Source organism: Fulvivirga kasyanovii, from assembly GCF_009711405.1.
GTDB classification, from domain to species: Bacteria; Bacteroidota; Bacteroidia; order Cytophagales; family Cyclobacteriaceae; genus Fulvivirga; species Fulvivirga kasyanovii.
Map to the genome: position 1 here is coordinate 16720 of NZ_SMLW01000648.1, position 17524 is coordinate 34243.

The following is a 17524-nucleotide window of genomic DNA, read 5'->3' on the forward strand; positions in this document are numbered from 1 at the left end:
CTTGGCGCACATGCAAGCATTTGGAGATAGGTATGTTTTTAATTCGCGTATTTACTTAATTGATACCATACATAATTATATAATCCGGCCTTATCTTAACAGCATTGAATGAGTCGTAAAGAGGGTTCATTTGTGATGAACATAAGCTTACTGAAAGGCGTAGCAAAGCGGAGAACCGGATTAGCGAACTCCATACCAAGTGGTCTCTCATTAGAGATATTTTCCAAAAAAGTAAGTTGGCCTTGAGTATATTTAAACTCTAACGGCACCTACCCTGCATTGACTCATTCACCCCTTTGGATTGCCGTATTTGCACCCCTTACAGGTCAATAAATTCATATAGCTTTGTTTTATATCAAAAAAATAGGGTCTGTAAAAATCGTATGCCTTTGAATTTTGTTAATCAGGCAGGCCACAGTCATAGTTTTTCACTTAAACATGTTAATTATGTTAGATACAGCTTTCAGCAGTTTCTCAGTCGATGATCTTAATGCGGCTAAAAGATTTTATAGCGATACCCTTAAGCTAGATGTCTCTGAGGATAGCATGGGGTTTATAGAGTTAAATATAGCTGACGGTCACAGGGTGCTGATATACCCAAAGCCAGATCACTCTCCGGCAGGTTTTACTGTACTTAATTTTTCTGTTAACGACATTGAAAAAACGGTAGACAAATTGAGCCAGGGAGGAATCAGGTTTGAGCAATATGAAGGAGAACTCAAAACAGATGAGAAAGGCATCTTTAGAGGAGAAGGCCCAAATATTGCCTGGTTCAAAGACCCGGCAGGAAATATTCTATCCGTGATAGAAGGTGAATAATTTTTATCTGCAACGATTGATGATATGGTAGAAGTTTTTAAAACCAGTGTAAAGGAACAGAAGGAAGCTGAAGCTTTGATTTCACTGATCCACAATAGTTTTGCAGACGTGATGGCCAATTTTGACCTGGATGATTGTGATAATATACTTAGGGTACAGAGTATAAATAGCGAAATCCAGCCGGATAAATTAATAAGACTATTAAAAGCAGAAGGACACACTGCCGAGGTTTTACCTGACATTGTTCCTTCATTTGGTCACCCGATATTCCGGAGTTTATACAGAGAGAAAAATTAAATGGCTGCAGCAACGGCAGCCTCTTTATTGTACCTGTTCCTATACTCTATCGGTGATAAGCCGGTGATCCTTTTAAATACCGTTCTGAAAGCTTTTGTGTCAGAATACCCTACGTCGTACATGACTTCATTGATATTTTTACGACTGGTTTCAAAGCTCTTTTTAGCTGCCTCTACCTTTACCCGCTGGATGTACTCCGTTATTGTATTGCATGTTGCCTTCTTAAACCTTCGTTCAAAGCTTCTCCTGCTCATAGCAAACATCCCTGATAACTGATCGACAGTGATCCTGTCCTGAAAATTATCTTCTATATACTCCTGGGCTTTTTTTACAGTTTCATCCTCATGTGTTTTCTGCCCTTGAAAGATTATAAAAGGAGACTGGCTGGTTTTATTGATATCAATCATAAAAGCCTTTGAGGTCAGTACCGCCAACTCACGTCCGGCAAACTTCTCAATGAGGTGCAAAAGCAGGTTCAGGTAAGAATAAGCGCCGCCACTGGTATAAATGCCATCCGTTTCTGTCATGATCTTATCGTCTACCAGTTCCACCTGGGGGAACATCCTCCTGAAATTTTCTGCATGCTGCCAATGTGTGGCGCATTGTTTGCCATCAATCAGCCCGGTAGCTGCAAGAAAGTAAGCACCAATACAAAGGCTGGCCACTTCGGCTCCTGCCTTGTACTGCTGTATGATCCAGGGGATAAATTCTTCATTATCAGAGATCACCTGTTGCGGATCACCATATATCGCGGGGATAATGATCAGGTCTGTTTTCGTCACTTCTTTGAGGAGTGTATCCGGGTTAATGGTAAACAGCCCGCTGGCCTGCCTCGTCTCCCTGGCAAGGCCTACCAAATGAACCTTAAAAATCGGTGGCTTGCCCATATCATGTAAAAAATTATTGATCATCGAAAATATCTGATGCGAGCCTTCTATATTGACCAGGCTGGTTTGCCCTTTGGGGATAAGTATTGAGATATGCTTCATAGGAGTACGGTTTAAGGATGATTTACCTGATTTTCATAAAGGTAAAGCTACAAAACACCTGTGTCGCAATCAACCCGTGGATTTGCCGTATTTACACCCGGAGGTGGTGTGTAAATCGTATAGTCCTGATAATGAAGTTTTATAGAAAAGTTTAGCTGTTAAGAAGTATTGCCAGAGGTAATACGGTCAAAATGAGATTTCACCCCTTCGGGGCTAGCATCAATTCTGTTAATTAACAAAAGACTTCACCTTTTGCTGATTGATAGTGTCCTTTAAGGCTTGGAGTTGCGCTCATACGCCCTGCAAGTCATTATGACGACAGGAAGAACCTTCCTAAATAAGTTGTCGCTGACCGTCCGGCAGTGTCAGCTATTGACACTTTAAGTGCTAAAGAGCTCATTTCTGCTCCTTAGGACGCCGAGTCCTCTACGAGAGACTCGGCTGGGAATTAACGGTAATAATACCAAACCAGAGAGATTACACCCTTCGGGGCTGGTCTCCTTTTCTATTAATTAACAAAGGCTACACCTTTTGCTGATTGATAGCGTCCTTTCAGGACTGGAGTTGCTCTTTTGCAGTATGAGGATAGGAAGAATCTAAGCAAGTCACTGCTTTATTATCCGCTCAGCAAGTCATTTTGACGATAGGAAGAACCTTCCTAAGTAAGTCACCACTCACCGTCCTGCTCATGCAAAAAACTAAGTTAGATACTTCGCAGGCTCAGTATGACCAAGGGAAAAGGGTCATTAACGGTTTGTATAATTTCCCTCACGAGCAATTATGGATGAAAATCAGACCTCTATCTCTTCGGCTTCAATGGCCTTACTTCGATATCTACGTGGTGGTAGTTGGCTTGGGTTTCCAGGCAGTGAATGATGGTGCTGGCGATATCTTCGGGCATCATCATGCCATCGTTGACCTCTACGGAGTCTATTTTGTCGAAGAAATTGGTTTTAACAGAGCCTGGGTAAATGCAGGTAACTTTGATCCCAAAGTTTCTCAGCTCTTTGTACATGGAGTGTGACAGTCCGGTTACTGCGTGCTTGGTGGCGCAGTAGGCGGACATATTGGGTATGCCGGTATTGCCGGCTATAGAAGAAATGTTAATAATGTGGCCTTCGTCGTTGCTTTTCATATTGGGGATGACCAGCCTGCTGCAATAGAAAATGCCATCAACATTGGTTTCAAACATCTGGCGCCAAAGTGCAGGGTCAAGGTTTTCTATTCCACCCTCATAGCCAAGACCGGCGTTATTGACCAGGATAGCTATATTTTCTCCGAGGTCTTGCACCGTAGCTTCGTAGGCTTTATTTACCTCTTCAATGTTCCTGACATCGGTTTTGTAAAAATGAAAGTTATCATCAGACAGGTCAGGTGACGTTCTTCCCCAGCCTGCAACCTTACAACCTCTTTCCAGAAGCATTTTTACAGTGGCCAGACCTATTCCTTTGCTTACACCTGTTACAATGGCTACTTTATTCTCCAACTTCATTATTTATTCCTTTCAATAGTAAACTGTACGAGCTGACTCAAAGATGTTTTGTATTGAGAGTCTTCAAAATCTTTTAGTATATCCATGGCTTCCTCGTAATAACGCTGCATCACTCCCTGCGCATACTCCAAACCTCCCGAAGCTTTTACAAAATCTATTATTTCGTTGATTTTGCGGGTGTTGTCGTTATGATTTTTTACGAGGTTCAGTATTTTTCGCTTCTCCAGCCACGAGGCCTGTTCCAATGCTTTGATTAACGGCAGGGTCATTTTCTTTTCCCTGATATCTATACCCAGTGGTTTGCCTACTTCGGTTTCCCCATAATCAAAAAGATCGTCCTTGATCTGAAATGCCATACCCACTTTCTCCCCAAAAAGCTGCATTTTCTGTACGGCACCATTTTGATTGCCTGCAGATGCTGCACCTACGCCACAACAGGAGGAGATCAGCGAAGCTGTTTTCTGCCTGATGATCTCATAGTAAACTTCCTCGGTGATATCCAGACGACGGGCCTTTTCCATTTGAAGCAACTCCCCTTCGCTCATCAGTTTTACTGCATCTGATACTATTTTGAGCAGGTCGTAATCTCCATTGTCTACAGACAGGAGCAAACCCCTGCTAAGCAGATAATCTCCAACCAACACCGCTATTTTGTTCTTCCATAGTGCATTAACAGAGAAGAAGCCTCTGCGATAATTGGCATCGTCAACTACATCATCATGTACAAGTGTTGCGGTGTGCAGAAGCTCTATTAAAGATGCCCCCCGATAGGTGGATTCTGATATGCTGCCACATGTGCCTGCACTAAGAAAAACAAACATAGGACGCATTTGCTTTCCTTTGCGCTTTACGATATAACTCATTATTTTGTCAAGCAACAATACTTTAGTCTTCATAGAGGCGCGGAATTTCTTTTCGAACTCCTCCATCTCTGAAGCTATTGGGGCCTTGATATCTCGTAGTTTTAAAGCCATATGGACGAATGAGGTACAATTATACTGACGAAATCACCCTAATCAAAATATTAAAATGACTAACTCGCTGAAAATACATGATGTTATAGTTTTAAACAGCCGGCACCACGGAAAAAGGATGCTCGCGGATGCCCGGTATATCCCTGACGGCAAGAAGAAACCCATCATACTTTTCATCCACGGTTTCAAGGGTTTTAAAGACTGGGGGCATTTCAACGTGCTGGCCAGTGAAATGGCCCGGGCAGGCTATGTTTTTGTAAAATTCAACCTCTCTCACAACGGTACAACACCGGAGCACCCGGTTGATTTTGTGGATCTTGATGCCTTTAGTGAAAATAATTTCAGCATCGAACTGGATGATGCAGGTACGGTGATCGATTATTTATTTTCAAAAGAATGTATAATACCTGCTTCTGAAATGGACACTGATCACCTATTTTTGATGGGCCATAGCAGAGGAGGTGGTTTGGCATTGTTAAAAACGGCAGAAGACAGCCGGGTAAAGGCCGTAGCAACCTGGGCGGCTGTAGCGGACTTTAACAGATGGACTAAAAGTGTGTTAAATGAATGGCAACGTGAGGGGGTTACACATATCCTGAATGGGCGTACCGGACAGGAGATGCCCATGAAATACCAGATTGTGGAAGACCTTGAAAAGAACCAGGACAGGCTAAGCATCAGTAAAGCTGTTGGCAGCCTTCTCAGGCCGGTGCTGGTGGTGCATGGCACGGAAGATGAAACGGTAAGTACCAGCGATGCTGAAAAAATACATGACCTGGCCAAAGAGTCGGCGTTGCTTTTAATAGACAAGGCCAACCATGTTTTTGGAGCCAGTCATCCGTATGAAAGAGACCAACTACCTGACCATGCTCAATTGGCTTTCAATCGTACACTTGATTTTTTTGAATCTTTAAAAAATTTATGAACATAAAGAACCTACTACTGGACAGCAATTCGAAGTTTATAGAATACGTCGTCGTCCCTTTACTGATACTGGTCATCGCCTTCATATTATCGAAGGTATTGCGGGCGATACTCAACAAATTCGTTACGGGTGCTTCTTCCAAACTAAATGTTGATCCTACCAAGTACAACTTCCTGAAAAATGCGGTCAGTTTCGTGATCTTTACGCTCGCAGTTGTAGTCATTTTCCAGACCATTCCTGCCTTGCGTGCCTATGGCGTTACACTTTTTGCCAGTGCCGGTATATTGGCGGCGATTGTCGGATTTGCTTCTCAGTCAGCCTTTTCAAATATTATAAGCGGTATTTTCATTGTCATATTCAAGCCGTTCCGCGTTGGGGACCTCATCAATATCGGGGAGATACACGCCGGTACGGTAGAAGATATTACCCTCAGGCACACTATTATCCGTAATTTTGAGAACAGGCGCATTGTCATTCCCAACTCTATCATCAGTGAGCAGACCATAACTAATTCAACGCTCACAGATGACAAAACCTGCATGTTTGTGCTTATGAGCATCAGCTATGATTCCGACATAGATCTGGCCATGACAATAATGCAGGAAGAGGCCATGGCGCACCCTTTTCATATTGACAATCGCACGCAGGAAGACATTGATAACGGCAACCCGGATGTGGTTGTAAGACTGGTCAACTTTGGCGAAAGCTCAGTTAACCTTCGGGCATCAGTTTGGGCCAACCATCCGTCCGACGGCTTTGCCATGAAGTGCGACCTGCATAAATCTATTAAAGAGCGATTTGACAAAGAAGGAATAGAAATACCGTACCCATATCGTACCATTGTTTACAAAGAGAAAAAAGATAGCTGATGCAACTACCTCGAATAAACAGGCTCACCAAACTAATAGGCATTAAAAACCCGAAAGCAAAAGCAGGAATGCCACCCGGAACACTCATTTTTATGGGTGATAAGCTAACGGAAAAATCTCAGGTAGACCTTATATCATATAACAGCGGGGATATTATAGAATTCTGTAGCAAAAGCTCCGAAGATGTATTAGAGCAGCTTTCCCCTGACCGGGTGAACTGGGTGAATATTGACGGCCTCCACAACGTAAAACTGATTGAGGAAATAGGTGAACATTTCAAGCTACATCCGCTCCTGATGGAGGATGTGCTTAACACTGAGCATCGCCCAAAAGCCGAAGAGTATGAGCATCAGATATTCTTTACCCTCAAAACCCTCTACAATCTTACCGATGTAGATATAACCTACGAACAGATCAGCTTCGTATTGGGCAAAGATTACCTCCTGTCGTTTCAGGAAAAAGAAGGTGATTTGTTCGAAGGCTTCCGGGACCGGCTAAGGCAAACAGGTCCGGGTAAAAACCGGGCAAGAAGCAGAAGCGCTGATTACTTGTTTTACAGACTGGTAGATACGATTGTAGACAGCTATTATATTATACTGGAAAAGGTGGGTGAACGGATAGATGTACTGGAAGATGAAGTATATGACGAACCTACAAAAAAAACCCTGCATGACATCCAGCAGTTGAAAAGGGAACTCATCTTTCTGAGAAAAACCGTTTATCCGCTTCGCGAAGCATTGAGCAAGATAACAAAGGGTGAATACCATCTGATCAAAAAAGATACTTTGCCTTTCTTCTCCGATGTATATGACCACACGATACATGTTATCGAAACCCTTGAAACTTATCGTGACCTGGTCACCAACCTTACTGATATGTACATGACCAGCATCAGCAACAAAATGAATGAAGTCATGAAGGTTTTGACCATCATGGCTACTATCTTCATTCCGCTCACTTTTATAGCCGGTGTTTATGGCATGAACTTCCAACATATGCCTGAGTTAAACTGGAAATACGGCTATCCGGCAGTGTGGGGCATCATGATTGCCACCAGTATCGCCATGATCATTTATTTTAAACGCAAAAAATGGCTTTAGCCTTAAAGATTAGATGAAATCAATCCTTACCCTTATCGTTGTCCTGACGGCAGCTACTTTAACCTTCGGACAAACACCTGAAGAACTTGCAGACCTTCAACTAAACGGCTATAACAACCGTGATATTGAGACTTTTCTTTCTGCTTACAGCGACTCCGTAAAAGTGTACAACTTCCCGGCTACACTCCTTTATACAGGGAAGGAAAATATGCGGAAAAGATATAGTGATATGTTTGATAAGATGCCAGACCTACACTGCGAGCTGGTCAACAGGATAGTGGAAGGCCATACGGTAATAGATCACGAAAACGTGACTTTCGACAAGTCTAAACCGACCATGAGGGCTATTGCCATCTATAAAGTAAGTGAAGGAAAGATTCAGGAGGTTTATTTTATAGTTGAGCGGCCACAATAATTAACCCGGCCTGTTGCATCATCAATATTACTGACTAACAAACCGTTACTAATAAACATTGTTATCCTTTCACCGTAAACCTATGGTGGTTAATTTCATGCATAAAGTTTATCAATAACCGAAATGAAACAAATTGGTATTTACACCCTTCTATTTATTGCGTTTTATTTACTCTTGTCCCTTCACACTCAGGCCCAGATTGACGAAGACCTGAGAAAGATCATTGAGAACAAAGAGTACAACATCGGTGGTCAGCCATTGTTTTGCAAAAAGACACTGCCTGAATTTTACTACAACCGCGGTTTCCAGCGTGCCTGGACGAATGAAGACAATATTACAGAACTCATAGAGCAGATCAAGCTGGCACCGGAGGAAGGCCTGTATACCGAAGACTATCACTACGAATATCTTAAAGAAAACTACAAAGGGCTGGCAAGCATTACTCCTGCCCTCGATATTTTACTTACGGATGCTTACCTGTTGTACGCTTCCCACCTCCTTTCAGGCAAGGTGAACCCTGAAAAGGTTGTGGCCGAATGGCAGGTAAACAAGAAGGAAATGGATCTGAAATTACTTTTATCAGAATCATTGGAAGATATTAAAATTGCCAGGAGCCTGAACGGCTTAAAACCAAAATATAAAACCTACGTCCGGCTAAAAAAGGCGCTAAAGCTCTATCGCACAATCGAAAAAAATGGTGGATGGCGTGCTATTGACCAGGGTGAGACACTCCGCGCAGGTATGGTTGACACAAGGATAGAGCAGATCAGGAGCCGGCTTTTTGTAACCGGCGATATCAGCACTGATAAGACAGACAGCCTGAACTTGTTTGACAGTACTTTGGAAGAAGCCATAAAAGTGTTTCAAAAACGGCATGGCCTTGAGCCTGACGGTGCTATAGGCAGAACTACACTGGCCATACTCAATGAGCCTGTAGAAAAACGTATAGAGCAGATCATTTTAAATATGGAACGCTGCCGCTGGCTACCGCTTGATCTCGGTGAGCATTACATACTGGTAAACATTGCCAATTACCAGCTGGAAGTAGTAAAAAACGGACAACTGGAAATGGAAATGTCGGTTGTAGTAGGCAAACCCTATCGCAAAACGCCGGTGTTCAGTAACAAAATGATGTACCTTGTATTTAATCCTTACTGGACTGTGCCTCCTACAATATTTGCCAACGATGTACTGCCGGCTATCAAGAAAAATACTGGGTACTTAAAGGCTCAAAACATGAAAGTAGTGAGTGGGAACGTAGAAATTGATCCCTCTTCAATTGCCTGGGCAGAGGTGACCCCAAAAAATTTTCCTTACCAGATCAGGCAGGATCCCGGGCCTAACAATGCCCTGGGACAAGTGAAGTTTATCTTCCCTAATGCTTACAACGTTTACATGCATGATACCAATCACCGCGAATTATTCAGTAAAACAGACAGGGCCTTGAGCTCCGGCTGTATCAGGTTATCAAAACCTATCGACATGGCTGAGTATGTGCTGAAAAACCATCCTGCAGGATGGCCGAGGGAAAAAATAGACAAAACAGTCAGCAAAGAGAAAAACCTTACCGTTATGCTCTCTGAGGAGATTTATGTCCATCTGCTGTACTGGACATCATTTGTAGACGAACATGACCGGATAAATTTCAGGAAAGATATTTATGAACGCGACGGTATATTATGGAAGGCAATGCAGCAAGGCCCGCCTTCCATTTAATATTACAGCGAAAAATCAGCCTTGCTCAATACGTCGTAAGCAGAAGCTTCATTGGCAAGCTTTGAGTTAGCCAGATAATCTTTGTCCGGATAATAAATGAACATGCAGCTCTTATTGGCCAGTTTTTTTATGATCTCTTTGTGTCCTTTCATGGGTATGGAAGGACATCCGAAGCTTCTACCGATCCTTCCATAGGCTTTGGTATATGATGGGTCTACATAATCAGCCCCGTGCATAACCACTGCTCTCTGGCGGGCATTGTTATTAAAACCCGGCTCAATGCCATCAAGCCTTAAAGACAGTCCGTGCTTGCCAAAGTAGGTTTCACCGGTAATATAAAAACCGAGACTGCTGCTGTTGGAATTGGGTACGTTAGAAAATTTCTTTGCAAATTCATTTCCTGTATTGCGGCCATGGGCAACCAGTGAATGATGGATCACCTTACTTTGTTTCAGATCGATGATCCAGAGGCGCTTTTTATTGGAAGAAAGACGAAAATCAATGAGTGTGAGTAATCCCGAGCCGGAAAGCTTGTTTTGTTTTTTCAGGTTCAGATAACCTATAAGTCCTTTTTTGTAAATGTCAAAGTCCGGTTTTTTACCATCAAATTGCAGTTTGCTGTAGCTGTTTTGAATAAAACTGCTTAAAGAGATGTTTTCGTCAAGTTTGATGCTGTTGGAAAAAGAATTGCCTGCAAGAAGGAATACCAATCCAGTGATAACTAAAACTTTCTTCATAGAGGAATTAGACTTTTAATTGTACTTAATTTGATATGATTTGCCAACCTTCTCTGCAACGACAGCAGAAGAAAAATAATTTCCGTTCATAAAAAATATTTGAAAAAATCCGAAAGATATATCCCTGAATACGCCATGCCCAGTGTATAGTAACATACTGTATGGAGAAAAATTTTCAGGTTAGTAAAGTAGAGCCGGAGGTTATCCTGAAGAGTCAATTTATGTATCCTACTTCAAATCCTCAGGGTCTATGAGCTTATTGCGCAGGAGCTCCCGCATTACAATCTCGGTCATATCGCTTTTAAAGGCAAATTCATTCCTGATATCCGAAACATAGGCCTTGAGCCGCATTTTGAGGTAGGACCTACGCTCTTTCACCTCATTGAAAAAAAGTACCACAATAGGCTTGTTCAAGTAAATAAACCTGGAAACCTGGGCGGCTTCTATGGCCACCTGCCTCACGCTTTCCGTGTCTACGGTTATGGGCAGGTATATTTCAGCAACCACCTGGCAATCAGCAGCTCCACTATTGGAGTTGGACACTGATTTATTCATCAACTCCCCGTTCGGAATACTTACCAGGGAGTCGTCAGGGGTCACTATCCTCGTAGAGCGCAGACCGATCTCCACTACCTCTCCGTAATATTCGCCCGCTTCTATTTTATCACCGACCTGGAAAGGCCTGTCGAACAGGATCATAATGCCTCCGAAAACATTTTTGAGGATATCCTGGGCTGCAAAACCTACTGCTATACCGATAGATGCGGTAACGGCAAGCACCGTCGCTATTTTGGGCTGAAAAATACCGGCGATAATAATGAAAATGATAAACAGCCAGGTGGAAATTTTCACCACCGGCACAAGTCCTTTGATCGTGATCCGGTAATTAGTACTTTTTTCGGCCAGTTTTTCTAACACTGAGCCTAAAAACCTGACTAGAACAAAGCCAACAAGGATAAAAACCAGTGTCCAGAATATTTTTCCTAAAGAAATAATCTTGGAAATCTGTGGCAAATCACCCTTAACATCTTCTACCACACCGTTATCTCCCTCAGCCTGGTCTGTCTTTGCTGAGTCCCCTTCCACCACTTTAACTTCCAGGCTATCGGCCGATACTACAACCACAGCCTTTGGGACCGTATCATTCTGCTTTTGTGCAAACCCACTTATATAGCAGGCAAAGAGCAGAAAGTATAGTATGATGATTTTTTTCACTTTGCTAATGAATTATATTTTTCATTTTTAACATCATCACCGTTTGCCTGTAAAGCAATGGGTTGACCTGATATCTATTATTACTGAGAACAATAATACCATCCTCAAACATAGGCTGCAAAAGGCCTCGTACCTTCCCGGAAGAGAAGCCTGTAACTTTACAGAAGCCTTCCTCTGTCATCCCATCGTGAAACAGCAGATTGGCCAGGGCAAACACTTTGTTGGCCGGCAGGTTATTCATAAAAGAAAAATCCTTGTCCTTCATGGAGCCGATCACAATAGTGTTTCCGGTGATTTCCTTGGCTGATCGAAGCCAATATATAAGCGCCAGACTTACGTTACTTTTGGCAATTTTATTCAGATTGGCGAAGTAACCATCCCTCAAATAGGATTGCTGCTCGGAATCACTCAATTTTTTGAATTTTCTGTGGTTCAGGTCGGATGGCGCCGGCTCAAAACGCACGTTGTAACCACTTACCTTATGCCGCTTATTGATCATATTGACAATAGCCTGATTATCAAAATCCTTCAACGGAATGTGATAGCTAAAATGGTCTGACAGGGCGATGGTTTTATGGAGGTATTCCCAGGCATAGCGTGTACAGCCCACTACCCAGAAAGTGTATTTGCTGGTAAGGGAGATTAGCTCTGAGAACAGTCGTAATGCAGCAAACCCATTCACCCGCTTTAAATAGAGTTTTTGGATATTCTCCAGTACTACCAGCCGCTTGTGCTGATTAAGGAAGCTCACCAGGTCATCAAAAGTATGGAACTTGCTATTAAATTGTTCGGAAAAGAAATTGACCAATTCAGCCTGGGTTTCCACATGGTCTTCGACAGAAAAGCGGTGTACCTGACTACCTGTGGACAGGTCATTGAGGAAGAAGTTAAGTAAAGTAGTAACACCACTCCCCCTTTCTCCGGTCACTACCACCGAAGCAAACCGCCCTTTGGTCCAGTTGTTATAGGCATTATTGAGCTGTAGCAGCTCTGTTTTTCTGCCTTCAAAGAAATTAATATCCGTAAGCGGTTCGGTTCTGAACAGCCGCTGATAAACAAAGGGGAGCTTCCCGATAGACTTCTCTGTCTCTGCCAGGAAGTCGGCAAGTTCAGTGGAAATATCCTTTTGCTGACCGGCGATACCGATCTTTTTGGAAGTTTCCATAACAAATCCCACCACCTTACGGTACCTGCCTCTGATATACGCCATTGCGGTAGGGAGAAAATTTTTAATGCTATGCACCACTTTCTCCTTGTACCGGGCACTTTTGTCCAGTGCTTTACCCTTGGCTATCCGAACCCGGATATCATAAATATTTTCATTGTTGGTAAACTGGACAAGCCTGCTATTGAAAGTCTCAAGGCCTTGAAGAAGGTCTTCGTCAATAGATTTTTGAAGGCTTTGAAGCTTACCGGAAATGGCATCCACCTTCTCTATAGTCCGCTCTATTCCATCCGCCGCAATCAGGGCCGGATCATCAGGCCGGTCTTCATCATCAAACAGGGAAAGTGCCGACTCCAGGTTGAATTCGGCAATTTGCCCTACATCAATAATATCATTCTGAATCTCATTAAGATTATCTGTAATGGACAGTTTAACGGCTTTCAGGGTCTTTTGAAAGTGCGGCCACGATTCAAAATTGATCAGCTCATATGGAGAAACAAAGTTTAGCGCACTGGTCCTAAGCGGGTGGTCATACGCCTCCCCTTTCATCACTGACCTGCGGGTGGAGATCCCCTGAATCAGCCGGTCGGTTTCAGATTCCAGGTTGTTGACCAGTGCAGGAAAGTCCTGCGCCAGGATCAGGTTATTGGCTTCAGGTAATAGCACCGGCGTTAAGCTCTCCCTAAGCGTATTCAGTTCCTTTTGGATAAGTTCTTTCAACCCTGTATCTCCTTCATGCTCCCGGAGATTCGCCCTTGTGGCTTCCAGCATTGCTTTAATCTCGCTTAGCTTCTGAGAGCTTACTACCTCCAGTCTGTTTTTCAGGTTTTTCTGTGTGTTGTAAAACACTTCCAGACCGGAGTAGATAATGACATAGATCTCAAGGTCTATCTCCCAGTCATCGGATAAAGCCAGTAATGTATTGCTCCAGCCATTGGCTAGTGACCTGTACTGGCTTGTAAGCGCTTTATGTTGTTTCCGGTTTTTTCCTGAGCTGAACCTCCTGTTGGAGAGTTCAATGGTGCCTGTTTTCTCGTATGCCTGTGAATACTGTTCAAAAACACGCTCATATATGGCCCTGGCTTCCTCCTCAAGCTCATCTCTTAACTTATGCAGGCCTGCTATGGCTTCATCGATTCGCCCCACCAAAGCAATGTCCACTATATACTCATGATCTTCACCGTGCAGGTAATTTTCAAAAGCCTTATCTATTTTAGCATCAACTTCCCAGCATACTTTGGATGAGGAAGAGAAAGCGTGGTACATTCGGGTGAGCAGCTCCTGTAGCTCAATGGGCAGCCGCTCTTTTAGATAGTAGGTGGTGAGTTTTCTGAATTTTACCTGATGGTGCCACGGTTTCAGGGGAACCGGTTGCTTTTTGAACAGCCTTCTGAACCCATTTCGTGTTTTCTCCGGCCATTTGGAAATGGCATAAAAGAACCTTTTCCACCACTTACCAAACCTCAGTAAGGCCGAATTACCAGGCTGAGGTTTAAATCGCTCCGGGCTTTGAGGCAGGGTAACTACCTCATCGAGGCTATCGATATATTCTGTAGCATGAAGGTTGAAAATGCCGAAGTCATTGTCAAAATTTGCCTTTTCGTGAACCTCAAATCTTTGCTCCACGATATTCAGCAACGTCTTTTTATAGGTGTAGGTCTTCCTGAGGCCTTCGGCGATCCTGTCGGCCTGCAAACTCTCCGAGGCTATTTTTCGCTGGAGTACGGCAACCGCTTCAAGAAAATGAACCTGAGCCTCTATCCTCTCGTTAAGCACCGCCACAAAGTCGCCCTCAACGATAAGCTTAAACTTATTATATTGATCTTTTAGCTCAGTATTCATGCCTTGTACCTGTTATTCGCTTCCGATATGAAGCAAAGCATCACCCATATTTACAACAGGGTAATTATTGATACCTATTACATAACCGTTGACCGGCGATTTTATAACTTTTTCGAATTGTCCGTAAGGATCTGTTATCAGGCCCAGGTTCTGGTTCCTTTCTATTTTATTACCATTTCGCACGTGAGCATGGTGCAACCCTGCATGTTTGGCTCGTACCCACACGGAAGATTTTATAAATATAGGATCATAGACCGGTTCAGGAGCATCGTCACGCATTCCCAGGTGCTTCATCACCCTTAGCATGCCTGATACACCAACGTCCAGCACCTGCTTTCTCAGCCTTAGTGTTTCTCCCCCCTCATAAACCAGTATGGGCTTACCAGCACGCGCTGCAGTTTTTCGGAGTGATTTGTCCCTGAATGGAGACTCTATTATAAACGGTGCGCCAAAAGCTTTGGCCATTTCAAACTCCACCTCCGACTGAAAATGCGCCCTGATTTGCGGGTAATTATTATGGCTGGCCCCACCAGTATGAAAATCGATACCAAAATCTACCTGCGGTAGTATTTCATTGGTCATGAAATAAGCCACCCTGCTGGCCAGTGAACCATTTTTAGAGCCCGGGAAAGAGCGGTTCAGGTCTTTTCCATCGGGTAGTCCACGAGAGTGGTTTATAAATCCGTAAACGTTAAAAACAGGTATGGCTATTACAGTGCCTCTTGTGGGTTTGTAGTATTTATTGCGGATGATCCTCCGCATGATCTCAATGCCATTGGTCTCATCGCCATGTACACCGGCCATAAGCAATAAGGTAGGACCTGCTTTTTTAGCCCTGCTTACAAATACGGGTATGTTTATGGGTGTCCTGGTTGGTAAGCGGGCGATCAGCGCATTGATCTGCAACTCTTCGCCCCTGGCAATTTTATGCCCATCTATAACAATTTCAGGCATTCACTTTATCTTTTTGTATTTTACCTTTTTTCTTTCCGGCATTCCGCTCAAGGTATTCTATTATTTTTCCTGCAATATCGATACCCGTAGCATTTTCAATACCCTCAAGACCCGGAGACGAGTTCACTTCCAAAATTAATGGTCCGCGTGACGACTGCAACATATCTACACCAGCTACACCCAATCCCATCTTTTTTGCTGCCTCAATGGCTGTACTTTTTTCTTTCCTGGAGAGTTTTATAATGCTTGAGGTACCTCCACGGTGTAGGTTAGAGCGGAATTCTCCTTCCTTAGCCTGTCTTTTCATGGCCCCAACCACCTGTCCGTCAACAACAAACGCCCTAATATCTGCACCTCCTGCTTCCTTCACAAATTCCTGAACGATCACCCGTGCTTTTAGCCCGTGAAATGCCTCTATCACCGATGCAGCGGATTTTCTATTATCAGCCAGCACCACACCAAGCCCCTGAGTACCTTCCAAAAGTTTAATGATCACCGGTGCGCCGCCTACTGCATTCAGAATATCATCGGTATCGCGGGAGTAGTTGGTAAATACGGTTTTGGGTAACCCCAGACCTGCTCTTGACAGGATTTGCAAACTCCTTAGCTTATCACGTGAACGGATGAGTGCCTGCGACTCCACGGCCGTGAACACCTTCATCATCTCAAACTGCCTGACCACTGCTGAACCATAAAAGGTAACTGAGGCCCCTATTCTGGGGACAATGGCATCGATATAATCCAGCGAACGTCCATGATAGAGAATGGAGGGTTTATTTTGCTCCATTACAATAGTACATTTTAAGTGGTCTATTACCTCAACCTGATGTCCTCTCTGTTCAGATGCCTCCACAAGCCTTTTGGTAGAATACAGGTCAGAGTTTCTCGATAGTATGCCAATTTGCATTATTTCTTGTTTTTTAATTTATATGATAGGTTGGACTTGGCTACATCAACAACAAACCCTTTCTGCAATAGTTTTCTCCCCAGCAAAATAGGAAATTTAAGACTGCCTCTGTCACTCAGTGAAAAATCCGTCTCATAATTCTTACCAAAAAGGGTTATGGTTGCTTTGATCACAAACCTCCTCTCCGAATCACCAAACGAGTTTTTAATGTTTCTTTCTTCAAATTTATCAAAATAGAAGCTCTTATCATTGTAGTCCGGGTGGGTAGGGTCCAACAGGGTAAAGTGCAGTACTTTTTTCCCGTCTTTCTCTATAACCTCAGCATGATGATAATGAATGGCCGATGAATATGCGCCTGTATCTATTTTTGCATCCAGCTCAAAAAGATGCAGATCAGGCAGGTCAATTTTATCATAGCGGCCGATAATTTGTTTTTCCCTCATTTTAAAACAATATGAATAAACAGGTAATATAGTGCTAAAAAAATATAATAAAAAAAGCCGGAACAAGGTTGATCCGGCTGCGAATATCGGTGAAAGAATTTAATCTGTTACTTTAAACTTCACTTTGGTATTTTCCCATGACATGGCTACACCATCTTTTTCAGGGTTGATGGTGAAAGTCTCCACAAACTGACCTGTTTTTGCAGGCTTCACTTTCACCCTCAGGGCATCATCTGCTTCATCATAATTGTAAGCTCCCCATTGGTTAGGGTTTTTATTGAAGATGATTGTCCATTCGTCCTTTCCTGGTATGGTAAATAGTGCGTATTTACCTTTTGGCAAAGCCTGCCCTTCTATTTTCACGTCCTTGTCTACCTCAAAAGTAGTTGCATTGTTGGCACCCGTTCTCCAAACCTGGTCATAAGGTACCAGATCACCCATAATGGTACGGCCATTGGCTGATGGCTGGTGGTAATCAATAACTACGGTAGCTCCGTTTATCTGCCCTTTGGCATTGGCTGGCGGACTTTTCATCTTTTTCTGCGCCAAAAGCTGAGGCGAGGCTATCAGGGCAATAACTACCAGTAAGAAAGTTAGGTTGTATTTTTTCATGATGTACTATTTGGTTATAATATGTATGTGATTAACGTTACCCGGTTGAAAAA

17 protein-coding genes are annotated in these 17524 nt (G+C 43.2%); 7 read left to right on the top strand and 10 right to left on the bottom strand.

The features are described from left to right. Positions 1-447: 447 nt before the first annotated feature. Together E1163_RS23590 and E1163_RS23595 are read left to right on the top strand one after the other, a co-directional pair. The gene (locus E1163_RS23590) at positions 448-819 is read left to right on the top strand and encodes a VOC family protein (RefSeq protein WP_155174970.1); all 372 of its coding nucleotides are present in this window, start codon (positions 448-450) and stop codon (positions 817-819) included. Positions 820-843: 24 nt separating this feature from the next. After that, entirely contained in the window at positions 844-1116 is a 273-nt protein-coding gene (locus E1163_RS23595; protein ID WP_155174972.1) for a hypothetical protein, read from the top strand. On the opposite strand, the gene E1163_RS23600 is transcribed toward E1163_RS23595, so the two are convergent. The 3 genes from E1163_RS23600 to E1163_RS23610 form a co-directional block, all read right to left on the bottom strand. Then, positions 1113-2105 (bottom strand): GlxA family transcriptional regulator, encoded by a 993-nt coding sequence (locus E1163_RS23600; RefSeq protein WP_155174974.1) that lies wholly within the window; start codon positions 2103-2105, stop codon positions 1113-1115. The genes E1163_RS23595 and E1163_RS23600 overlap by 4 nt on opposite strands. A 799-nt stretch (positions 2106-2904) precedes the next feature. Further along, the gene (locus E1163_RS23605; protein WP_155174976.1) at positions 2905-3597 is read right to left on the bottom strand and encodes an SDR family oxidoreductase; all 693 of its coding nucleotides are present in this window, start codon (positions 3595-3597) and stop codon (positions 2905-2907) included. After that, positions 3597-4571 (bottom strand): polyprenyl synthetase family protein, encoded by a 975-nt coding sequence (locus E1163_RS23610; protein WP_155174978.1) that lies wholly within the window; start codon positions 4569-4571, stop codon positions 3597-3599. The genes E1163_RS23605 and E1163_RS23610 overlap by 1 nt, the downstream gene beginning before the upstream one ends. Before the next feature lie 55 nt (positions 4572-4626). On the opposite strand from E1163_RS23610, the gene E1163_RS23615 reads away from it, so the two are divergent. From E1163_RS23615 to E1163_RS23635, 5 genes are all read left to right on the top strand, one after another. Continuing rightward, positions 4627-5496, top strand: a complete 870-nt coding sequence (locus E1163_RS23615) for an alpha/beta hydrolase family protein (protein WP_155174980.1) — start codon at positions 4627-4629, stop codon at positions 5494-5496. Then, on the top strand, positions 5493-6365 hold the full coding sequence (locus E1163_RS23620; RefSeq protein ID WP_155174982.1) for a mechanosensitive ion channel family protein: 873 nt from the start codon (positions 5493-5495) through the stop codon (positions 6363-6365). Before E1163_RS23615 ends, E1163_RS23620 begins: the two co-directional genes overlap by 4 nt. Beyond that, the gene (gene corA / locus E1163_RS23625) at positions 6365-7465 is read left to right on the top strand and encodes a magnesium/cobalt transporter CorA (RefSeq protein WP_155174984.1); all 1101 of its coding nucleotides are present in this window, start codon (positions 6365-6367) and stop codon (positions 7463-7465) included. The genes E1163_RS23620 and corA overlap by 1 nt, the downstream gene beginning before the upstream one ends. 13 nt (positions 7466-7478) lie before the next feature. Beyond that, positions 7479-7880 (top strand): nuclear transport factor 2 family protein, encoded by a 402-nt coding sequence (locus E1163_RS23630; RefSeq protein ID WP_155174986.1) that lies wholly within the window; start codon positions 7479-7481, stop codon positions 7878-7880. A 123-nt stretch (positions 7881-8003) separates the two neighbouring features. After that, positions 8004-9596 carry a L,D-transpeptidase family protein gene (locus E1163_RS23635; RefSeq protein WP_155174988.1) on the top strand — a complete coding sequence of 531 codons (1593 nt, stop codon included), beginning with the start codon at positions 8004-8006 and terminating at the stop codon, positions 9594-9596. Positions 9597-9598: 2 nt separating this feature from the next. On the opposite strand, the gene E1163_RS23640 is transcribed toward E1163_RS23635, so the two are convergent. The 7 genes from E1163_RS23640 to E1163_RS23670 form a co-directional block, all read right to left on the bottom strand. After that, positions 9599-10333: a murein L,D-transpeptidase catalytic domain family protein gene (locus E1163_RS23640; protein ID WP_155174990.1), complete on the bottom strand. Its 735-nt coding sequence runs from the start codon at positions 10331-10333 to the stop codon at positions 9599-9601. A gap of 228 nt (positions 10334-10561) precedes the next feature. After that, positions 10562-11548 (bottom strand): mechanosensitive ion channel family protein, encoded by a 987-nt coding sequence (locus E1163_RS23645; protein WP_343033938.1) that lies wholly within the window; start codon positions 11546-11548, stop codon positions 10562-10564. A gap of 4 nt (positions 11549-11552) precedes the next feature. After that, positions 11553-14555, bottom strand: a complete 3003-nt coding sequence (locus E1163_RS23650) for an ATP-binding protein (protein WP_155174992.1) — start codon at positions 14553-14555, stop codon at positions 11553-11555. Positions 14556-14567: 12 nt separating this feature from the next. Beyond that, positions 14568-15509 carry a succinylglutamate desuccinylase/aspartoacylase family protein gene (locus E1163_RS23655; RefSeq protein ID WP_155174994.1) on the bottom strand — a complete coding sequence of 314 codons (942 nt, stop codon included), beginning with the start codon at positions 15507-15509 and terminating at the stop codon, positions 14568-14570. Beyond that, a complete protein-coding gene (gene rimK / locus E1163_RS23660) occupies positions 15502-16416 on the bottom strand; it encodes a 30S ribosomal protein S6--L-glutamate ligase (protein ID WP_155174996.1) in 915 nt (304 codons plus the stop codon). Before rimK ends, E1163_RS23655 begins: the two co-directional genes overlap by 8 nt. Further along, a complete protein-coding gene (locus E1163_RS23665) occupies positions 16416-16859 on the bottom strand; it encodes an ATP-dependent zinc protease family protein (protein WP_155174998.1) in 444 nt (147 codons plus the stop codon). The genes rimK and E1163_RS23665 overlap by 1 nt, the downstream gene beginning before the upstream one ends. Positions 16860-16958: 99 nt before the next feature. After that, positions 16959-17471, bottom strand: coding sequence for a DUF2911 domain-containing protein (locus tag E1163_RS23670; RefSeq protein ID WP_155175000.1), 513 nt, complete (start codon positions 17469-17471; stop codon positions 16959-16961). Positions 17472-17524 lie beyond the last annotated feature (53 nt).

Bases quoted from the DNA above. Each gene is read 5' to 3' on its own strand.
- E1163_RS23635 (WP_155174988.1), top strand. From the start codon at position 8,004: ATGAAACAAATTGGTATTTACACCCTTCTATTTATTGCGTTTTATTTA.
- E1163_RS23650 (WP_155174992.1), bottom strand. From the start codon at position 14,555: ATGAATACTGAGCTAAAAGATCAATATAATAAGTTTAAGCTTATCGTT.
- E1163_RS23640 (WP_155174990.1), bottom strand. From the start codon at position 10,333: ATGAAGAAAGTTTTAGTTATCACTGGATTGGTATTCCTTCTTGCAGGC.
- E1163_RS23620 (WP_155174982.1), top strand. From the start codon at position 5,493: ATGAACATAAAGAACCTACTACTGGACAGCAATTCGAAGTTTATAGAA.
- E1163_RS23605 (WP_155174976.1), bottom strand. From the start codon at position 3,597: ATGAAGTTGGAGAATAAAGTAGCCATTGTAACAGGTGTAAGCAAAGGA.
- E1163_RS23610 (WP_155174978.1), bottom strand. From the start codon at position 4,571: ATGGCTTTAAAACTACGAGATATCAAGGCCCCAATAGCTTCAGAGATG.
- corA (WP_155174984.1), top strand. From the start codon at position 6,365: ATGCAACTACCTCGAATAAACAGGCTCACCAAACTAATAGGCATTAAA.
- E1163_RS23615 (WP_155174980.1), top strand. From the start codon at position 4,627: ATGACTAACTCGCTGAAAATACATGATGTTATAGTTTTAAACAGCCGG.
- E1163_RS23595 (WP_155174972.1), top strand. From the start codon at position 844: ATGGTAGAAGTTTTTAAAACCAGTGTAAAGGAACAGAAGGAAGCTGAA.
- E1163_RS23630 (WP_155174986.1), top strand. From the start codon at position 7,479: ATGAAATCAATCCTTACCCTTATCGTTGTCCTGACGGCAGCTACTTTA.
- rimK (WP_155174996.1), bottom strand. From the start codon at position 16,416: ATGCAAATTGGCATACTATCGAGAAACTCTGACCTGTATTCTACCAAA.
- E1163_RS23590 (WP_155174970.1), top strand. From the start codon at position 448: ATGTTAGATACAGCTTTCAGCAGTTTCTCAGTCGATGATCTTAATGCG.
- E1163_RS23655 (WP_155174994.1), bottom strand. From the start codon at position 15,509: ATGCCTGAAATTGTTATAGATGGGCATAAAATTGCCAGGGGCGAAGAG.
- E1163_RS23670 (WP_155175000.1), bottom strand. From the start codon at position 17,471: ATGAAAAAATACAACCTAACTTTCTTACTGGTAGTTATTGCCCTGATA.
- E1163_RS23600 (WP_155174974.1), bottom strand. From the start codon at position 2,105: ATGAAGCATATCTCAATACTTATCCCCAAAGGGCAAACCAGCCTGGTC.
- E1163_RS23665 (WP_155174998.1), bottom strand. From the start codon at position 16,859: ATGAGGGAAAAACAAATTATCGGCCGCTATGATAAAATTGACCTGCCT.